Source organism: Noviherbaspirillum sp. Root189 (genome assembly GCF_001428545.1).
Lineage (GTDB): Bacteria > Pseudomonadota > Gammaproteobacteria > Burkholderiales > Burkholderiaceae_D > Noviherbaspirillum.
This window is the reverse complement of the sequence record NZ_LMHZ01000001.1, coordinates 168,529-185,423: the sequence shown is the minus strand read 5'-3', so window position 1 is coordinate 185,423 and position 16,895 is coordinate 168,529. Positions and strand designations below refer to the sequence as shown.

The 16,895-nt window shown below is 58.7% G+C and carries 19 protein-coding genes; 10 read left to right on the top strand and 9 right to left on the bottom strand.

The window, feature by feature from the left end; translation table 11 throughout:
• Positions 1-27: 27 nt before the first annotated feature.
• A complete protein-coding gene (locus ASE07_RS00930) occupies positions 28-1,239 on the bottom strand; it encodes an EAL domain-containing response regulator (protein WP_057288908.1) in 1,212 nt (403 codons plus the stop codon).
• A gap of 203 nt (positions 1,240-1,442) precedes the next feature.
• Between ASE07_RS00930 and ASE07_RS00925 the strand changes: the two genes are divergently transcribed.
• Genes ASE07_RS00925 through ASE07_RS00915 form a run of 3 tightly spaced genes read left to right on the top strand, consistent with a single transcriptional unit; the run spans position 1,443 to position 3,788 of the window.
• A complete protein-coding gene (locus tag ASE07_RS00925) occupies positions 1,443-1,880 on the top strand; it encodes a J domain-containing protein (protein WP_057288907.1) in 438 nt (145 codons plus the stop codon).
• 58 nt (positions 1,881-1,938) lie between these two features.
• On the top strand, positions 1,939-2,937 hold the full coding sequence (locus ASE07_RS00920) for a Vgb family protein (RefSeq protein WP_057288906.1): 999 nt from the start codon (positions 1,939-1,941) through the stop codon (positions 2,935-2,937).
• A complete protein-coding gene (locus ASE07_RS00915) occupies positions 2,934-3,788 on the top strand; it encodes an amidohydrolase family protein (protein WP_057288905.1) in 855 nt (284 codons plus the stop codon). Before ASE07_RS00920 ends, ASE07_RS00915 begins: the two co-directional genes overlap by 4 nt.
• 49 nt (positions 3,789-3,837) lie before the next feature.
• Here the strand turns inward: ASE07_RS00915 and ASE07_RS00910 are convergent, their stop codons facing one another.
• The 4 genes from ASE07_RS00910 to ASE07_RS00895 are packed head-to-tail and all read right to left on the bottom strand — an operon-like array spanning position 3,838 to position 7,494.
• Positions 3,838-4,962, bottom strand: a complete 1,125-nt coding sequence (locus tag ASE07_RS00910; RefSeq protein WP_057288904.1) for an ABC transporter permease — start codon at positions 4,960-4,962, stop codon at positions 3,838-3,840.
• Positions 4,959-5,885, bottom strand: a complete 927-nt coding sequence (locus ASE07_RS00905; RefSeq protein ID WP_057288903.1) for an ABC transporter ATP-binding protein — start codon at positions 5,883-5,885, stop codon at positions 4,959-4,961. Before ASE07_RS00905 ends, ASE07_RS00910 begins: the two co-directional genes overlap by 4 nt.
• Positions 5,882-6,853: an HlyD family secretion protein gene (locus ASE07_RS00900; RefSeq protein WP_057288902.1), complete on the bottom strand. Its 972-nt coding sequence runs from the start codon at positions 6,851-6,853 to the stop codon at positions 5,882-5,884. The genes ASE07_RS00905 and ASE07_RS00900 overlap by 4 nt, the downstream gene beginning before the upstream one ends.
• A complete protein-coding gene (locus ASE07_RS00895; protein ID WP_057288901.1) occupies positions 6,850-7,494 on the bottom strand; it encodes a TetR/AcrR family transcriptional regulator in 645 nt (214 codons plus the stop codon). The genes ASE07_RS00900 and ASE07_RS00895 overlap by 4 nt, the downstream gene beginning before the upstream one ends.
• 183 nt (positions 7,495-7,677) lie before the next feature.
• On the opposite strand from ASE07_RS00895, the gene ASE07_RS00890 reads away from it, so the two are divergent.
• Positions 7,678-9,735, top strand: a complete 2,058-nt coding sequence (locus tag ASE07_RS00890; protein WP_057288900.1) for a UvrD-helicase domain-containing protein — start codon at positions 7,678-7,680, stop codon at positions 9,733-9,735.
• Between the two features lie 471 nt (positions 9,736-10,206).
• Positions 10,207-11,217: a porin gene (locus tag ASE07_RS00885; RefSeq protein WP_057288899.1), complete on the top strand. Its 1,011-nt coding sequence runs from the start codon at positions 10,207-10,209 to the stop codon at positions 11,215-11,217.
• A gap of 81 nt (positions 11,218-11,298) precedes the next feature.
• On the opposite strand, the gene ASE07_RS00880 is transcribed toward ASE07_RS00885, so the two are convergent.
• A complete protein-coding gene (locus tag ASE07_RS00880; protein WP_057288898.1) occupies positions 11,299-11,565 on the bottom strand; it encodes a hypothetical protein in 267 nt (88 codons plus the stop codon).
• A 495-nt stretch (positions 11,566-12,060) separates the two neighbouring features.
• Here ASE07_RS00880 and ASE07_RS00875 point away from each other — a divergent pair, with 495 nt between their 5' ends.
• From ASE07_RS00875 to ASE07_RS00865, 3 genes are all read left to right on the top strand, one after another.
• A complete protein-coding gene (locus tag ASE07_RS00875; RefSeq protein WP_057289066.1) occupies positions 12,061-12,744 on the top strand; it encodes an SDR family oxidoreductase in 684 nt (227 codons plus the stop codon).
• Positions 12,745-12,837: 93 nt separating this feature from the next.
• Positions 12,838-13,047, top strand: a complete 210-nt coding sequence (locus ASE07_RS00870; protein WP_057288897.1) for a SlyX family protein — start codon at positions 12,838-12,840, stop codon at positions 13,045-13,047.
• Positions 13,025-13,357, top strand: coding sequence for a DUF2288 domain-containing protein (locus tag ASE07_RS00865; protein ID WP_235548302.1), 333 nt, complete (start codon positions 13,025-13,027; stop codon positions 13,355-13,357). Before ASE07_RS00870 ends, ASE07_RS00865 begins: the two co-directional genes overlap by 23 nt.
• 28 nt (positions 13,358-13,385) lie before the next feature.
• Here the strand turns inward: ASE07_RS00865 and ASE07_RS00860 are convergent, their stop codons facing one another.
• Entirely contained in the window at positions 13,386-13,682 is a 297-nt protein-coding gene (locus tag ASE07_RS00860; protein ID WP_057288895.1) for a hypothetical protein, read from the bottom strand.
• Positions 13,683-13,855: 173 nt separating this feature from the next.
• Between ASE07_RS00860 and ASE07_RS00855 the strand changes: the two genes are divergently transcribed.
• Complete coding sequence (locus ASE07_RS00855) at positions 13,856-14,278, top strand: flagellar basal body-associated FliL family protein (protein ID WP_057288894.1); 423 nt, start codon at positions 13,856-13,858, stop codon at positions 14,276-14,278.
• A 59-nt stretch (positions 14,279-14,337) separates the two neighbouring features.
• On the opposite strand, the gene ASE07_RS00850 is transcribed toward ASE07_RS00855, so the two are convergent.
• Positions 14,338-15,243 carry an NAD(P)/FAD-dependent oxidoreductase gene (locus ASE07_RS00850; RefSeq protein ID WP_057288893.1) on the bottom strand — a complete coding sequence of 302 codons (906 nt, stop codon included), beginning with the start codon at positions 15,241-15,243 and terminating at the stop codon, positions 14,338-14,340.
• 11 nt (positions 15,244-15,254) lie between these two features.
• Positions 15,255-15,818, bottom strand: a complete 564-nt coding sequence (locus ASE07_RS00845; protein ID WP_235548301.1) for a hypothetical protein — start codon at positions 15,816-15,818, stop codon at positions 15,255-15,257.
• 444 nt (positions 15,819-16,262) lie between these two features.
• Here ASE07_RS00845 and ASE07_RS00840 point away from each other — a divergent pair, with 444 nt between their 5' ends.
• Positions 16,263-16,799: a hypothetical protein gene (locus ASE07_RS00840; protein WP_057288892.1), complete on the top strand. Its 537-nt coding sequence runs from the start codon at positions 16,263-16,265 to the stop codon at positions 16,797-16,799.
• The last annotated feature ends 96 nt before the right edge of the window (positions 16,800-16,895 follow it).

Genomic DNA, 16,895 nt, shown 5'->3' with positions numbered 1-16,895 from the left:
GTTTGTATCGTTGCCGGGATTGCCGGCTCAGAAAAACTGCGACCACTCTTCTACCCAGCCTGGCACCGCATCGCGTTCCATCGGCTTGGCAATGTAATAGCCTTGCGCATAAGTACAACCCAGGTCGCGCAGCAAATCCCAGTCTTCCCGTGTTTCCACTCCGACAGCAACCGAATTGCGGCGCAACCTGCGCGCCAGTTCCAGCGAAGAACTCAGCGCAATATGCATTTGCCCGTTTTGCGACGCGCCGGCAACGAAGGAGCGGTCGATCTTGAGATCGAGGAAAGGAATGCGCAACAGTTGCTGCAGGTTGGAATGCGCGGTGCCGTAGTCGTCGACTGACAGCCCGAATCCTTTCATGCGTAATCGGGCCAGGTTCTCAAGGCAGATCGGCACATCGGTCATGGCCATCAGTTCGGTGATTTCAAACGTGACGTATTGCGGCGCGATCGCGTGACCGGCAATGTGTTGCAAAATCTTTTCGGCAAGTCCTGGTTCCGACAACGAAGTCACCGACAGATTGATCGACACCGACAGCATCAACCCGCGATCATGCCAGGTGCGGCAGGCAGCGACCGAGCGCTCGATCACGGACCAGGTCAGGTCTTCCATATGGCCGCTGGCTTCCAGTACCGGGATGAAAAACGCGGGGTTCAGCACACCGTATTGCGGATGACGCCAGCGGACAAAGGCTTCCACTGCTTTCACCTTGCCCGTCGCCAGTTCCACCTTCGGCTGGAAAAACGGCTCGAACTGATCCGCCTGCACGGCCCGCTGGATTTCTTCCAGGCTAAACGACGGTATCGCGGTGTTGCCGTCGTTGCGCGGCACGGGCGGCCGATACTGGTCGATCAGTCGCTGCAGTATCTCGGGCGTGGCCGGCTTTTCGAAAGTACCCAGCAAATCGACGCCGTAAGCTTTGGACATGGTCTCAACGGAAAACAGCAATGCCGATCCAAGCGCGCTGGTCAGCACGATGGCCGTCTTGTCATCGCCGTTGGCCAGATGCCGGACCAGTTCAATACCATCCATGCTTGGCATGTTGAGGTCAATGAAGCTGATGTCGACCGCCTGCTTGCTGCGCAGGAGATCGAGCGCGACACGGCCGTTTTCGGCTTCGAGGATATGCTGCGCCCCCAGCTTGGTCAGCATCACCGCCAGCCAGTGCCGCTGGAATTCGTCATCTTCGGCAATCAGGAAGCGCAGGTTCGCAATCGATACGGGGTTTTCAGAAGTCATGGCGGCCCATCCTGCGGCGGTGTGGATAGAAAATTTGCTATAGGGAAATTATGCCGCAGCTTTAACTGTTGCGGCCAGATTTCGCACAGCCGTATGTTGACCACCTGTTGGTTACCGGCATCATGACGTTCCCATAAACGCGGGATTGTTGCGGTGCGGTGGTTTCGATATAAAGACGGTGCTTGTCAGGAAGGCACTTTTACATGAAAACACTTTACGATTTGCTGGGCGTCAGCCGCCAGGCCAGCCTTATTGATATCGAACATGGCTATCGCCGTCATCTCAACCGTCATCTGCTCGGCAACGGCGGCCGGCCCTTGCGCAAGCGTGACCAGACGCGCTTGCAAAGCATGCGCAACGCTTACCTGGTATTGTCTTCGCCATCACGCCGGCAAGGCTATGACCGTGCGCTGGCCGAGCAGGAGGAAAAGCGTAACCGGATGCTCGACATCGGGGGCGCCATTCTCGCGGTCGCCTCACTGGTCACGGGCCTGGTCATGATTGTCCTCAGTTCACATTTTCCCACGCTGGAAGAACTGACTTCCGCTTCAAACGCGCCGACTTCTTCATTGCCATCGCCACCGCAAACAGCGTCGGTCCCGGCGTCGCCAACGACCTCACTAGTGACTGCATCCCGATGACGGATGCATAAGCGGCGCGCTTGCGTCACAATGGGCGTTCCAAGAAAGGAGCGCCATCATGCGTACCGTATCCTCCCTTCTGCTGCTGCTGCTGCTGTTGCTGCCTGCGCTGGCATGGGCCGGCGGCTCCAATTACACCATCACGCCGGGCATCTCGATGCCATCGGGCAAAGTCACCGAATGGAAGGTTCCCACACCGAAGTTCGCACGCGACCCGGCGGCTGCGCCTGATGGCAAAATTTACATCGCTGTCATGCACGGCAACAAACTCGCGCGCTTCGATCCTGCCACACAAAAGTTTGACGAATGGGATTTGCCAAATGGAACACGTCCGCACGGGCTGGTGGTCGATGAACGCGGCACCGTCTGGATGACCGGTAACGGCAACGGCACTCTGCTCGAAATTCCTTTCCGCGATGGTCAGCCCGGCACCATGATCGCGCACAAGACACCCTCGGGCGGAAGTCCGCACACGATTATTTTCGATGGCAAGGATGCCTTGTGGTTTACCAATCAATCGGCCGACAAGGTCACCCGCTTCGAGCGCAGCACGCGCAAGATGACCGAATTTTCATCGCGTGACGGCCCCTACGGCCTGGCGATGGACAAAGGCGGCAACGTCTGGTTTTGCCAGGCCAGCGGCCAGCGTGTCGGACGCATCGATGCGGCGACCGGCAAGGTGTCCGAGATCGACCTGGGCAGCGGCTCGCTGCCGCGCCGCATTGCGGTGGCGCCCGACAATACCTTGTGGGTAGTGCGGTATGGTGACGGCAAGCTGACCCACATCGATGCGGCAACCGCCAAGCCGGTCAAGAGCTACGACATGCCGGCCGGTGCACAGGGCAATCCCTATGCAGTCACGGTTGACGGGGCGGGCAAGGTCTGGGCGAACGAGATTGGTACGGACACGGTGACCCTGTTTGATCCGGCCACTGAAAAATTCAGGGTATTTTCACTTCCTACCAAAAATGAAGGAATACGCAAGATGATCGTCGATGCCAAGGGAAAGCTCTGGTACATGGGCAGTCACAGCGGCAAGCTGGGAGTCGTGGAATGAGCCGCGTGGCGCGGCTCGCGCTGCTATGCGGAATCCTCATTGGTGTCAGCGTTCAGGCCCCCGCGCAGGAACAGCTACCCCTATTCGACGCGCACATGCATTACAACGTCGAAGCGTGGGCTGTCATTCCGGCGCCGAAAGTCATTGCACTGTGGCGCAAAGTCGGCATTCGCGGTGTGCTGGCTACCAGCCGTCCGAATGACGGCACGCTCGAACTGATGGCGCAACAGGCCCCGGATATCCAGATCGTGCCTTTCCTGCGTCCCTATCGCGTGCAACCGGACCGGCATGACTGGTTCAATAGTAAGGGCGTGGAAGCCTATGTCGAGAAAGAACTCAAGCGTGGCATCTATCGCGGCATCGGTGAATTCCATATTTTCGGCGCAGATGCCGACGCACCCTACATGGTAAGTATTGCGCGTCTTGCCAGGGAGCGTGGACTGTGGTTGCATGCGCATTCGGACGAGGATGCGGTCGAACGCATCCTGCGCCACGCCCCCGGCGTCAAGCTGATCTGGGCGCATACCGGAATGAGCACCTCGATGGACAAGGTCGAGCAAATGTTTGCGCAATACCCGAACATCGTCGGCGAACTGTCCTACCGTGGCGACCTCGAAGAAAACGGCACACTCAATCCGCGCTGGAAGCAATTGATGCTCAAGTATCCGGACCGCTTTGTCGTCGGGACCGATACCTGGGTCACGCCACGCTGGTCAGAAGTCGAAAACCTCGCCGCGTTTTACCGTCGCATGCTGTCGGCATTGCCGCGTGATGTCGCCGAACGCATTGCGTACCGCAACGGGATGGCGATGTTCGGTTTGAAACCAGCCGGGGATAGTCAACCCAAATGACGAAGGCAACGCATACTGACTTTGGTGTCACATGCGCAACGTTGATCGGCTAGTCCAGCGTCTGCCGGTAACGCCTCAACGCCACCAGCCCAGCCGCCAGCATGAACAGTGCGATGGGCCAGAGATGGGGAATGATCTCGGCCAGGCCATTGCCCTTGAGCATAATGCCGCGCACGATGCGCAGGAAATGCGTCAGCGGCAATATTTCACCGATCCATTGCGCCCAGACCGGCATGCCGCGAAACGGGAACATGAAACCCGACAGCAGCATCGATGGCAGGAAAAAGAAAAAGGTCAGCTGCATGGCTTGCAGCTGGTTTCTTGCGACGGTCGAAAACGTGAAACCCACCGCGAGATTGGCCGCGATGAACACCACCAGTGCCGTCGATAGCAGCAACATGCTTCCCATCACAGGCACATCGAACAGCAGCCGTGCGGCGAGCAGGACCACCGCTACCTGCACATAGCCGATGACGATGTATGGCGCGATCTTGCCTGCCATGACTTCGATCGGCCTGACTGGTGTTGCCAGCAGGTTTTCCATGGTGCCGCGCTCACGTTCGCGCGTCATTGCGAGCGACGTCATCATCACCATGGTCATGGTCAGGATGACGCCAATCAGCCCCGGAACAATGTTGTAGCGCGAGATGCCTTCCGGATTGTAGCGGCGCTGCACGCGTATCTCGAACGGGGCCGATATAGCGGCAGCCGCAGTGGCCTGTTGCGGCAGGTCGCGCGCGGCGACCTGTCGGGTGATCGCATCGAGTGCCGCAAGCGCATTGCCCGAGGCTGCGGGATCGGTGCCATCCGCCGCCAGCAATACCGCCGGTTGCTCACCCCGCAACACGCGGCGTGAGAAATCAGGCGGCACCACCAGCAGGAATTGCACGCGGCCCGCATCAAGCGCCTGCTTGCCCTCGGCTTCGCTCTGTAGCCGCTCGGTCACGCGAAAATAGGCAGAGTTTTCCAGGCTTGCCACCAGGCTGCGTGAAAACTCGCTGTGATCGGCCTCGACCAGCGCCATCGGCAAATGCCTGGGATCGGTATTGATCGCATAACCAAACAAAATCAGCTGCATCACCGGCACGCCGACCATCATCGCGAACGTTAACCGGTCGCGCCGGATCTGGCGGAATTCCTTGATCAGGACGGCAAGAAAACGTGACCAGCTCATGATGAATAGTTATCAGCCGCGCCCTGCATCAGCGCGATAAAAACGTCTTCCAGGCTGGTATCGATGCGCGTCACCCTGGTCTCCTGCGTACGCCATGGCGCCAGTGCGTTTTCCAGTTCGGTTTCCGAGCGTGCACTGACATGCAAGGCGTTGCCGAATGAGGCGACATTGAGCCGTGGCTGTGCATGCAGCGCTGATGCGATCGCGCCCACGCGCGGACCGCTGATCGACCAGGTAACCAGTCCGGCAGCGTCGATCAATTGCTCCGCAGTGCCTTGGGCAAGCAGGCGGCCGTAAGCGATATAGGCGAGCCGGTGGCACCGTTCCGCTTCATCCATGTAATGGGTCGACACCAGCACCGTCAAACCCTGTTCGGTCAGTGCATGCAACTGATCCCAGAATTCGCGACGGGCCTTGGGATCGACGCCCGCTGTCGGTTCGTCGAGCAGCAGCAGTTGCGGATCATGCAGCAGACAGGCGGCGAGCGCCAGGCGCTGTTTCCAGCCGCCCGACAAGGCACCGGCCAGCTGCGTCCTGCGACTGGCCAGCCCAAGCTGTTCCAGCGTGGCGCTCACCTTGGCGGCGGCGTTCGGCACGGCATAGACCCGTGCAATGAAGGCCAGGTTTTCTTCGATGGTCAGGTCTTCGTAGAGGCCGAACTTCTGCGTCATGTAACCGACTTCACGCTTGATGCGCCGGGCTTGTGTGCGGATGTCGAAACCGAGGCAGGTACCGTTGCCTTCGTCCGGTGTCAGCAAGCCGCACAACATCCGTATCGTGGTGGTCTTGCCGCTGCCGTTGGGCCCGAGGAAACCGTAAATCCGACCGCGCTCGACCCGCATGTCCACGTGGTCGACCACGGTCCTGCTACCGTAACGCTTGGTCAAACCGTGCACATCAATGATCGCGGCCGGCGACTTCATGGCTCCACCCGTGCATTGGCGAGGCGTACCTCGACCGGCTGGCCGGGATGCAGTAGTGCCGCCTGTTCCGGTGCAGGACGCGCTTCGATCATGAACACCAGGCTTGCCCGGTTTTCCTTGCTGTAGATCAGCGGCGCGGTGTACTCCGGGGAGCTGGACACGTAACTGATGCTGGCCGCAATCGGCCCCTTGCAGCCATCGCATTGCACGTTCAGCGCCTGTCCGACTTTCAGCGTGGCCAACGCCGGCTCCGGTACGAAGAAGCGCAGCTTGATATTTTGCGGCGGCAGCAAGCTGATGACCGGGCTTCCCGCCTGCACGAATTCACCTTCCCGGAACAGCACATCATTCACGCTCGCCTTGACCGGGATGCGCTGGGTCTTCTGCTCGAGTTTCCATTCGGCTTGAGCCAGCTGGGCTTCGGCAGCCTTCAATTCCTGTTCGGCGGCAGCAATTTCATCGCTGCGAGCGCCGGTTCTGGCAATCCGCAGCTGCGACTGCAATTCATTGACGCGTGCCTGGTCGCGCTCGACCGCGGCCCGCGCTTCATCGGCGGCGGATGGCGCAATGAACTTGTCGGCTACCAGTTGCTTCTGGCGTGCGAAGTTGGACGTCGACAAGCGCAGCGCCGCAGCGGCCTGGTTCAACTGTGCCAGCACAGCGGCGACTTCGTCCGGGCGCTTGCCTTTGCGCAGATCGGCCAGTTGCGCCCGCGCCCGCTCTACGCGAAACGTCGCTTCTTCACGTGCCGCGCGCTCATTTTCCTGCTCAAGGACAAACGCCGGCGCACCGGCTTGCGCCGCATCGCCGCGCTGCACCTGCAGTTTGACCAGCGTGCCGGCGATCGGCGCCGCAAGCCTGACATAGTCGGCTTCCGCGTAACCGGGAAAATAATCGGCCGGCTTGTCGCCGCAGGCGGCCAGAAATACACAGAGAAGCAGGGCAAAGCGGGCAGGGCGTGCAATCATGGGACAGGTCCTTGCCGGAAGCTTGACAAGCCTCGCAACGCCAGGTCGATTCGCTGATCCACCGCTTCGAGCGACAGCATCTCGCGTTCGATCATCCCGCCCAGTGACGGACCGAGCAGGTCATGCTCCAGCGCCGCCGTGCCAAGCAGCACCGGTCCCATGACTGCACCGGCGATGAAGCTGATCATTTGCGGTAGCGGCGCCGCAATCAGGTCGCCATCACGCTGCGCCTCGCCGATCAGACGCGCCACCACGGCAAGATGACGCGGCAGGTTTTGCTGCAGGAATTGCGCGGCCACCGCTTCGCCGGCGAGCGCATCGCCGCCTATGCGCAACAGTAACTGACGATGCGTGCGGCCAAAGCGGGCAATGACTTGCACCGCGTTGCGCAGGTTATGCAGGGCAGAAGCGTTTTCACGTGTGCGGATTTCCAGTTCGGCAAACATGTCTTCATACACTTGGCCGAGCAGCGTGCGGATAAAATTTTCCTTGCTGCGAAAGTGGTAATGAAACATGCCCAGATGCACACCGGCATGCTCAGTCAGTTTGCGCGCCGACAAGCCACGGCAGCCGGTGCGCGGAAGAAGCTCAAGTCCGGCTTGCAAAAGCCGCTGATCAATGTGCTGGGAAGGTCTGGCCATGAATTATTGTACGAACGACCAGTAACGATGCAATATCAGGCTAACAAGGTTTCAACAGAGAAATCCTCCCTCAGCACGCGACCGAAACCGGCGTTCCGGCACCATCCGTCGCATTGCCGCAACGAGACCGGCGTCTCTTTCTCACGCTGCTACAATGGGCCGCTTTGCTTCTTCAGTTTCCGCATGTCACATCCTTCGTCCCCCGGTATGCATGGTATGAATCCCCCGCAGCGCGAAGCGGTGAAATACATGGACGGTCCCTGCCTGGTGCTGGCTGGCGCCGGTTCCGGAAAAACCCGCGTCATTACGCAAAAAATCGCTCATCTGATCGAGGATTGCGGCTACGAGGCACGCAATATCGCGGCGGTGACCTTCACCAACAAGGCCGCGCTGGAAATGCAGGAGCGTATCGCCAAGCTGCTCAAAGAACCCAAGGAAGCCAAGCAGCTGACCGTGTGTACTTTCCATTCGCTCGGTGTGCAAATCCTGCGTCGCGAAGCCAAGGAGCTTGGCCTCAAGGATCGCTTCTCGATCATGGACAGCGATGATTGTTTTTCACTGGTGCAGGACCTGGCGGTCACCACCGACAAGCAACTGATCCGCCGCATCCAGACCGCGATGTCGCTCTGGAAGAACGGACTTATCGATCCTGACGCCGCGCTCCGACAGGCCGTCACCGAAGACGAGGCGCAGGCTGCGCGCGTGTATCGCAATTACGTGGCGACCTTGTCTTCCTATCAGGCAGTCGATTTCGATGACCTGATCCGCTTGCCGGTCGAACTGTTCCGCAGCAACGACGCAGTGCGCGACCGCTGGCAGCGCAAGCTACGCTATCTGCTGGTCGACGAATACCAGGACACCAACACCTGCCAGTACGAACTGGTGAAACTGCTGGTCACCGGCGTCGGCAAAAAGCCAATGTTCACTGCAGTGGGCGATGACGACCAGGCAATCTATGCATGGCGCGGCGCGACCATTGAAAACCTCAAACAGCTGCAAGTCGATTTTCCCGATCTGAGGGTGATCAAGCTGGAACAGAACTATCGCTCCAGCACGCGCATCCTGCAGGCGGCCAATGCGGTGATCTCCAACAACCCGAAATTGTTCGAGAAGCAGTTGTGGTCGGAACACGGCCTCGGCGATCCGGTCAAGGTGCTGGCGATGCAGGACGACGAACAGGAAGCCGAACAGGTCGCGATCATGATCTCCGCGCACAAGTTCGAACGCCGCGCCAAGTTTTCCGATTACGCGATTCTCTATCGTGGCAATCACCAGGCACGCGTGATCGAACAGGCACTGCGCAAGGAACGCATTCCCTACACCATCTCCGGTGGCCAGAGCTTTTTCGACCGTGCGGAGATCAAGGACATCGTCAGCTATCTGCGCCTTGTCGCCAATGGCGATGATGACCCCGCCTTCATCCGCGCAGTCACCACGCCCAAGCGCGGCGTTGGCCAGTCGACGCTGGAAGCGCTCGGTGCCTTTGCCGGGCAATGGCAATGTTCGCTGTTCGAAGCCGTGTTCAAGGGCGGCATTGAATCCAAGCTGGCCGATCGCCAGTTGCACCCGCTGCGCGAATTCTGTCAATTCATCAACGGGCTTGAGGCTCGCGCTTCCAAGCGCGGCGAGAACGCCGCCGAACTGCTCGACGAGATGATGAAGGAGATCCATTATGAAGCGTATCTCTACGATACCTTCGATGACCGTCAGGCGCAGAGCAAATGGCAGAACGTGATCGACTTCACCAGCTGGCTGAAGGAAAAGGGCACCGGCGGCAAGGATGGTGCCGGTGAAGAAAAGAGTCTGCTCGAACTGACGCAGATGGTGGCGCTGATGACCATGCTCGAAGGTCGTGATGAAGAACCGGATGCCGTGCGTATGTCGACGCTGCATGCATCGAAGGGCCTGGAGTTTCCTCATGTGTTCCTGGTCGGCGTCGAAGAGGGCATCCTGCCGCACAAGGGCGATCCTGATGCGCCGTTCGATACGCTGGCTGCACGCATCGAAGAAGAGCGGCGACTCATGTACGTCGGGATTACGCGTGCCCAGCGCAGCCTCCACATCACCTGGTGCAAGAAGCGCAAGCGCGCGCGTGAAAGCATCAACTGCGACGTCTCGCGCTTCATCAAGGAAATGAAACTTGACGAAGGCACAGCGGTGCCGACGGAGGAAGAAGCGATCACGCCGCAGAACCGACTGGCGAACCTGAAAGCCTTGCTGCAAAAGCCCAGGGTCGCCTGACGCATTGGATAGGTATTACTGTCATGGCTGCGTCATAAAGCGCTGTCAAGATGACGTTGTCTCCTATCCCCAAGGTTTGACTTCGCCTGTGTATCGTTTGCCTGGTTTTCCCTGGCATTTGATATGCAGGCGTTTTTTTATTCGACGCTTGTATTGTGTCGACCAGCATCGTGACTTCTTTGTCGCAATATCGATACACCTGCATGACATGTCATCAACGTGTCATCTACCTTCGGCACAATCCCGGCTGATTGCTTCGCTTCGCATTGCCGATGGCGCACAGCAGCACTGATTGCTTTTGACGATGTCTGCCGATGATCTATCGATCACCATCGCCGACGCATAAACATAAGCGGAAACCTTCGTTGGATTTACGCAGTTGCGGTGCTACAGTGCGGCCGGACTCTGCAGGACAACCGTTACGGTTGGACGGCGTGCACTCGCTTTCGATTCATCAACCAGGGATTAAAAATGAAAAAATCGCTCATCGCACTGGCCATGCTCGGCACCGTTGCCGGCACCGCAATTGCCCAGACCAATGTCACCATTTACGGTATCGCCGACGCCGGTATCAGCCGTAGCAACAACGGCGTGGCGAAAACCACATCGCTCGACAGCGGCATCCAGTCCGGCAGCCGCATCGGCTTTCGCGGCACCGAAGATCTCGGTGGCGGCCTGAATGCGATCTTCCTGCTCGAAAATGGTTTTAGCATCGATAACGGTACGCAGGGCCAGGGTGGACGCCTGTTCGGTCGCCAGGCCTTTGTCGGTCTGCAGGGTGGTTTCGGTGCGGTCAAGCTGGGTCGTCAGTACAACCCGATTCGCGCAGCCCTCGATACGCTCGACCCGTTCAACCTCGGCCTCGCCGGCAACGCATCGTTCGTATTCAACGTGTATGGCGACCGTGCCGACAACACCATCAACTACACCACGCCAACCTTCGGCGGCTTTACTGGCCAGCTAGCCTATAGCTTCGGTGAAGTCGCTGGCAGCAACTCGACCGGAAGCCAGATCGGCGCTTCCGGCGGTTACGTTGCAGGGCCAATCAATGTCCTGCTCGCGTATCACAAGCAGAATCTCGCTACCGGCGCCGTTGATACCGGCGATGCCAAGACGACGCTGCTCGGCGGCACTTACAACTTCGGTGTTGCAAAGGCGCATCTTGCCTATGCCTGGAACAAGAACAACACTGCAGCCGGCGTCGCCACAGCCGACAGCAACGACCTTCTCGTCGGCCTGAGCGCACCCATAGGTGGTGCCGGTACCATCCTCGCTTCCTACATTCGCCGCAGCGACGACCTGGTCAACAACCGCGATACCAACCTGTGGGCACTTGGCTATACGCACAATCTGTCCAAGCGCACCAACCTGTACACATCGATCGGCAAGACCCGCAATGACGGTCTTGCGACATTGAATGGTGCGGCAAGCGCAGGACGCGATCCGTCGGTCTTCAACGTCGGCGTTCGCCACAAGTTTTAAGCGATAGCGGACCGACGTCCGCATCCCGCAGCGTCCAGTGCTGCTTGAACAAAGGCGTCCATGTGACGCCTTACTTATTTCTTATTCCTGCGTGTTCGGCTTGCCGAGCTGCTTTTCGAACGCGACATCGTACTTGCTCATCTTCACCTTCTTTTGCGGTCCGGTTGCGTTGACAAGTTGCACGAACTCATCGAGCGGCAAATCGGCGCTAACCTTTTCCGCGCGCGCACCCGGTTCGGCGCGCAGCAGATAAAACAATCCTGCCGCATTGATGCCGAGCGAATAGCGGTAGGCCGTATCGCGTGTGTTGAGCCGGGCAATGGCCGCACTGGCTTTCGTTGATCTCATGGCTGACCTTTGGTGGATTGCGCCGCCGGCAAGGGGCGCACACGATCATGATACTGCAGTCGCGTTGCTGCCGATGCCGATACCGATGCCGATCCGATGCTTGAGCAACTGCAACGTAGCTATTCACCTGCCAGGAATCTCGCGCCGGCCTGTCAGTCCAAGGATTTATCTGCTTCGTGAAGGAGATGAACCATGAAGGCGTGCGCAGAATCGCTTGTTTCAACACAGACCCGGCCACGCCGACAAAGGTTTCCTTACCTGCGCGGGGCATGCGATGGGTATCGCAGCAATGCTGTTTCTTCCCGCTGTCTGTTTCTCGCATGCGCTGTCACCGCAGGAATGTGCGGAAGGTGGAGTTCACCAGGCAATGCGATCTAGTTTCTGTGCCGTTTCCGGAGCAGTCGTAAAATAATGATGGTATCGGGCGTGACGCATGGCAAGGTGCACTGCCCGGTAATCTTATTTCTTGAAACTACCGTCAATCCGGAGACCTCCATGACAGCACTCGATCTGCACGGCAAGCGCATCCTCGTCACCCAATCCGAAACGTTTATGGGCCCCGTACTCTGCGACGTGCTGACCGAACTGGGTGCCGAGGTCATCGCCGATGCGCGCCCATTGACCGATCCGGAGTTACCGGAAGCCATTGTGCGCGCGGCCGGGCATATTGATGTGCTGGTCGCCAACCTGGCAATTCCCGCTCCATCAACGCCAGTGATTCAGGTCAGCGACGATGAGTGGCGCAATGCTTTCGCGCATATGGTTGATCCCTTGCAACGTCTGGTACGCGCCACGCTGCCGCAGATGATGCAGCGCAAGTCCGGCAAGATTCTGTTGATGGGAAGTGCTTCGGCGTTGCGCGGCATGAAGCGTACCTCTACTTACAGTGCGGCACGCGGCGCACAGATTGCTTATATTCAGTCGGTCGGCGTGGAGGCCGCCGCACACAATGTGCAAGTCAACGCCATCGCTCAGAACTTCGTCGAGAACCCGACGTATTTTCCGCCGGAGGTACAAGCCAATCCCGCTTTTCAGGAAAGATTAAAACGCGAAGTACCGCTCGGCCGGCTGGTGGGCGAACGCGAGGATGCGATGTTCGCCGCGTACCTGTGCAGCGGTGCCGCCAATTGCTTTGTCGGACAAGTGTTCCCGGTCTGCGGCGGCTGGGTCGCACGCTAAGCAGTGAGTAACAGGCAGCAAGCGATAAGCGGGGCGATTCCCCTTGGCGCCGTTCCGCACTACAATCCGACCTCCTTATTGAAAGGCACACCAATGACGAACGAAGAACGTCTGGTCGATATCGAGATCAAGATCGCACGACAGGAAGATCTGGTCGATACCTTGAATCGCACGGTCTACCAGCAGCAAAAAAAGATCGATGAACTGGAGGCGTTATGTGCGGCGCTGGTTCGTCACATCAAGGAAATTCGCGAAGCCGCAAGCGATGCGGCGCCCGCCCATGAAAAACCTCCGCATTATTGACATGACAGACAAGAATACCGAACTTCTGCGCGCCAAGATCAATGGCGAAACCGCACGCATGCAATGGACAGAACTGCAGCGATTTTTTGCATCCGGCGCGATGATTTCCGTCAGCGACGAACTGGATCTGGTTGATGTCGCGGTATGCATCGCCAGCGACGACAAGCAGGCAGTACAGCAATGGATGAGCGAGGGGCGCGTCGCCAAAGTGAGCGATACGCAGGCGCAGACCTGGCTGGAATCCGATGCCGAGTTGTGGACCGTCGTCGTCAAGCCATGGATCCTGGTGCAGCGCCAGAAGATGCACTGAAACTTATAAGATGTGGCAGGTGCTGGCTCTACACGACGCCGGCTGTACTTTCACGCAGATGTTTCAGATAGAGCTTGCCCTTGACGACCGACAGCGCACTTTCGCTGCCATAGCGAAAGCCCTGCATCGCTGCGACATTCATCAGTTCCAACACATTTTCCCTAGTGAAGTTTGTCACGCCGGTGTCGGTAAGGATGAGGTGATTTTGTGTTGTCACGGCGCTCACGATTTCTTCCGGTGTCATGGTCTGCTCCCATTCAAAGGTATGGCGTAATTCGCCGGGACTGTCGAGGGCCGTCCGAAGGCTGCCGCCAACGTTGCGCATGCAGCAATGCCAACTATGCAAGGAGTAACAGCGAGACGTCATTCGGTGGACTGATTGTGTTGCCGACTGCTTACAGCTTACTTACTTGCGGATAGAGATCGTCGTCGCTGCAGGTAGAATGGACTTCCTGTTTCCGACATCCGGTGTCATTCCCCCCGCTGTACATTATTGCCATGCCTCACGCCCCCGCCAAAGACCGTCAGCTTGTTCTCACCATCGGCATCGCGCTGCTCATTCTATTGCTGAGCTTCGGCGGCGTATGGCTGTATTTGCAGTACGCAAAAAAGCTCCGCACACAAACCAATTACCTGAGCTTGCCGAGCATTGCCATCAGCCGCGACGGTCACTCTATCCGCGCAGGAATCGCGATCAGGACTAGCGGCGAGGATGCCAACTGGGCTTCGAGGAACCAGCAGGCGTTCGAACATGTGATGAAGCGCGCACTGATGGAAGCGGATCCGAAGAAGTTACGCTCCGAAGCCGGCATTGTCGCGATGCAGGAAAGCCTGCGTGACGCGGGCAATGACGCCCTCGGCCACGGCAAGGTACGCGAAGTCCTTCTGACCGATCTGCTGATTTCGGAAGGGGACCTGTAGATCTACGCGGCGGGATTGGCGTTGTGCACCACTCCGCGTTGACAGCGTGCGCTGGTAGATTAACCCCGTAGCCGGTTATGGATTGCCGTGCTTGCAATCGCGGCATGTCCCATCCCGACTGAAATCTGGTTCAACCCCGCAACGATATCTCCCACTGCATACAAGCCATCGACCGTCGTTTGCTGATGCGTATCCACGATCAGTTCGCCATTCGGCTCCGCTGCGGCGCCAAGCGTCAGTGCCAGACCCGAGTTGACGATGGTGCCGAGTGCCACATAGACCACGTCGAAGCGTTGTGGCGGACCGTCGCCCTGATACAGTTGCATCTGCCCCGCATCGTCGTAGGCCAGGCGTGTGACCGGCGCCGGAGAATAATCCACCTTGGCGCCTGAAAGCCGCTTCTTGTCGTCGTCGGTCAGCGTGATCGGTTCGGTCACGGAAAACAGCGTCACCGTTTCGGCGAAGTGGCGAACGAAGATCGCTTCGCTCAATCCTCCGTTGCCACGGCCGATTACCGCCACTCGCTTGCCAATCGATTCGTAGCCATCGCAGATCGGGCAATAGCGCACCGAGCCATCCGCCAGTGCACGCCGTACGTCGGGAAAGGCAGGCTCGACGTCGAGCACGCCAGTGGCGATGATCACCGTCCGCGCCTGCCATTGCTCCTCGCCGCAGTGCGCGCTGAAGCTGCCGTCCGGCAGCCGTTCCAGCCGGTCGACGACCGCGGTGGCGATCTGCGCTCCATACGTGCTTGCCTGTCCCTGCAGGCGCCCGACGATGTCGCGACCATGGATGCCGCCTTCGAATCCGGGATAGTTATGCGAAGTCGGAATCCACAACGCACGGCTACCGCCACTGTCGAGAACCATAATCCGGCGACGATATCGGCCGAGATAAATGGCCGCGCTAAGCCCGGCCGGACCGCCTCCGATTACCAGGCAGTCGAGCAGGGGAGCATCAGGCATATATACGCTCCCTATTGCTTTCGAGGTTGCCGGCGATCCGCCTGACGATCCGACGGCGGAGGCATGTCGAGGTCTGCGAGGTCCGGGTCGTCCTCAGGATTGACATAGTCGATACGGTCGACACCGATGTCGCTGGCCGTTTCCACCGAGTCCCGTCCAGCGCTTGCGTATTCGCCTGTGCCGGCCGCATCTGAGTCGCCTTCCACTTGCAGTACGCGGCTGTCCGGATCTTCGCTCGTACCCTTATCGAGGCCGATATCCAGTTCCTCGATGCCGTGCAGGCCGGGTTGAACGTCACTGCCGCTGTCGGAGATATCGCTTGGTCCGAGCGATGCGGTATCGTGTCCGGTCCCAAGGGAGCGGTCCGGTTCGGGAATATTGTCAGGATCAAGTGTGCTGCCTGCCATGATGTGCTCCAGAAAAACGTGTGAACGGTTGCGCAGAATCGCAATGCGGAATGCGCAATATGGACGGCAGGGTTTGCAATAAGCGTGCCTCGTACGTGCCGGCGCGGAAATGACGGTACCGGGCAGAAGCAGCGTGTAGATTTTTCGCACGATCGGAATTTTGCGCATGGACGTACTGCGCGGAAGTTCGGCATACCAACTTACTGCGTCATTGTCGCGTTGCTGGTGTGGGGACATGGATGCCGTGGAAGCTGGCCTTACCTCACCTCATATCGCTGCAACGAAACTGTAAATGACTGTAACGCAGAAGGTTTCCCATTCAAAAATCCGGATGCCCCAACAAGCTGGCGTACACCGCTTGAGGCCGAGGCCAGGACAGTCAACTCATTCGCGAAAAGTCTCGATTTTGTATCGGCGCGGCGGGCTTCGATGCAATTTCCACGAGGCATATACCGGAACTTTCGTTTCTCGCTTCTTGTCACTTGCATAACGGAAGCCGAAGCGCGACTTGTCCTATCCGACCTTACCGGGACTCAACAAGACATACATGGCATACAAGGGGACAACGCACACGGCGTCATTGGATCTTCAATAAACTGAAAGGAATTCATCATGACAAAACTGCACAAGGCCCTGTTTGGCACGGCAATCCTTGCCTTGGCTAATCTAGCCACTGCACAGACGACCACAACGACAGACACCGGCAATGCCGCTGCGGCATCGTCGGTCCGTGCACAGAACGCGACTGGCGCGACCGGTTCCGGTACCGGTAGCGATGCCGGCATGGCTGGCGGTAGCGGCACATCGATGTCGGTTCCTGCCAGCACACCCAGCCCGAGCAGCGGTTCCAGCTCTACAACCGGCACTTCCGCATCCGGCACCATGAGCGGCACCAGCGGTAGCACCACTGGCACCACTGGTACCACTTCGAGCGCAATCGCGCCGGCTGGCGCAAGCACCACGACAACGGCGATGCCGGGTACGTCGGGCTCCAGCGCATCCGCCGATCCGTATGTGCAGCGCCGTGAAGCACGCAAGCAGGCAAAGGATGAGTACAAGCAAAGCAAGAAAGACGCGAAGCAGCAGTACAAGACTGATAAGAAGGAAGCCGATGCACTCCTGAAGGAGAGTACTACTTCAGGCAAGTAATCCCTTCTCACCGATGCAAAAACGCCACTATTCATGGTGGCGTTTTTTTTGCGCAACGCATGTGCATGAGCGAGGCAAGCGCAGCGTGCACGGCCA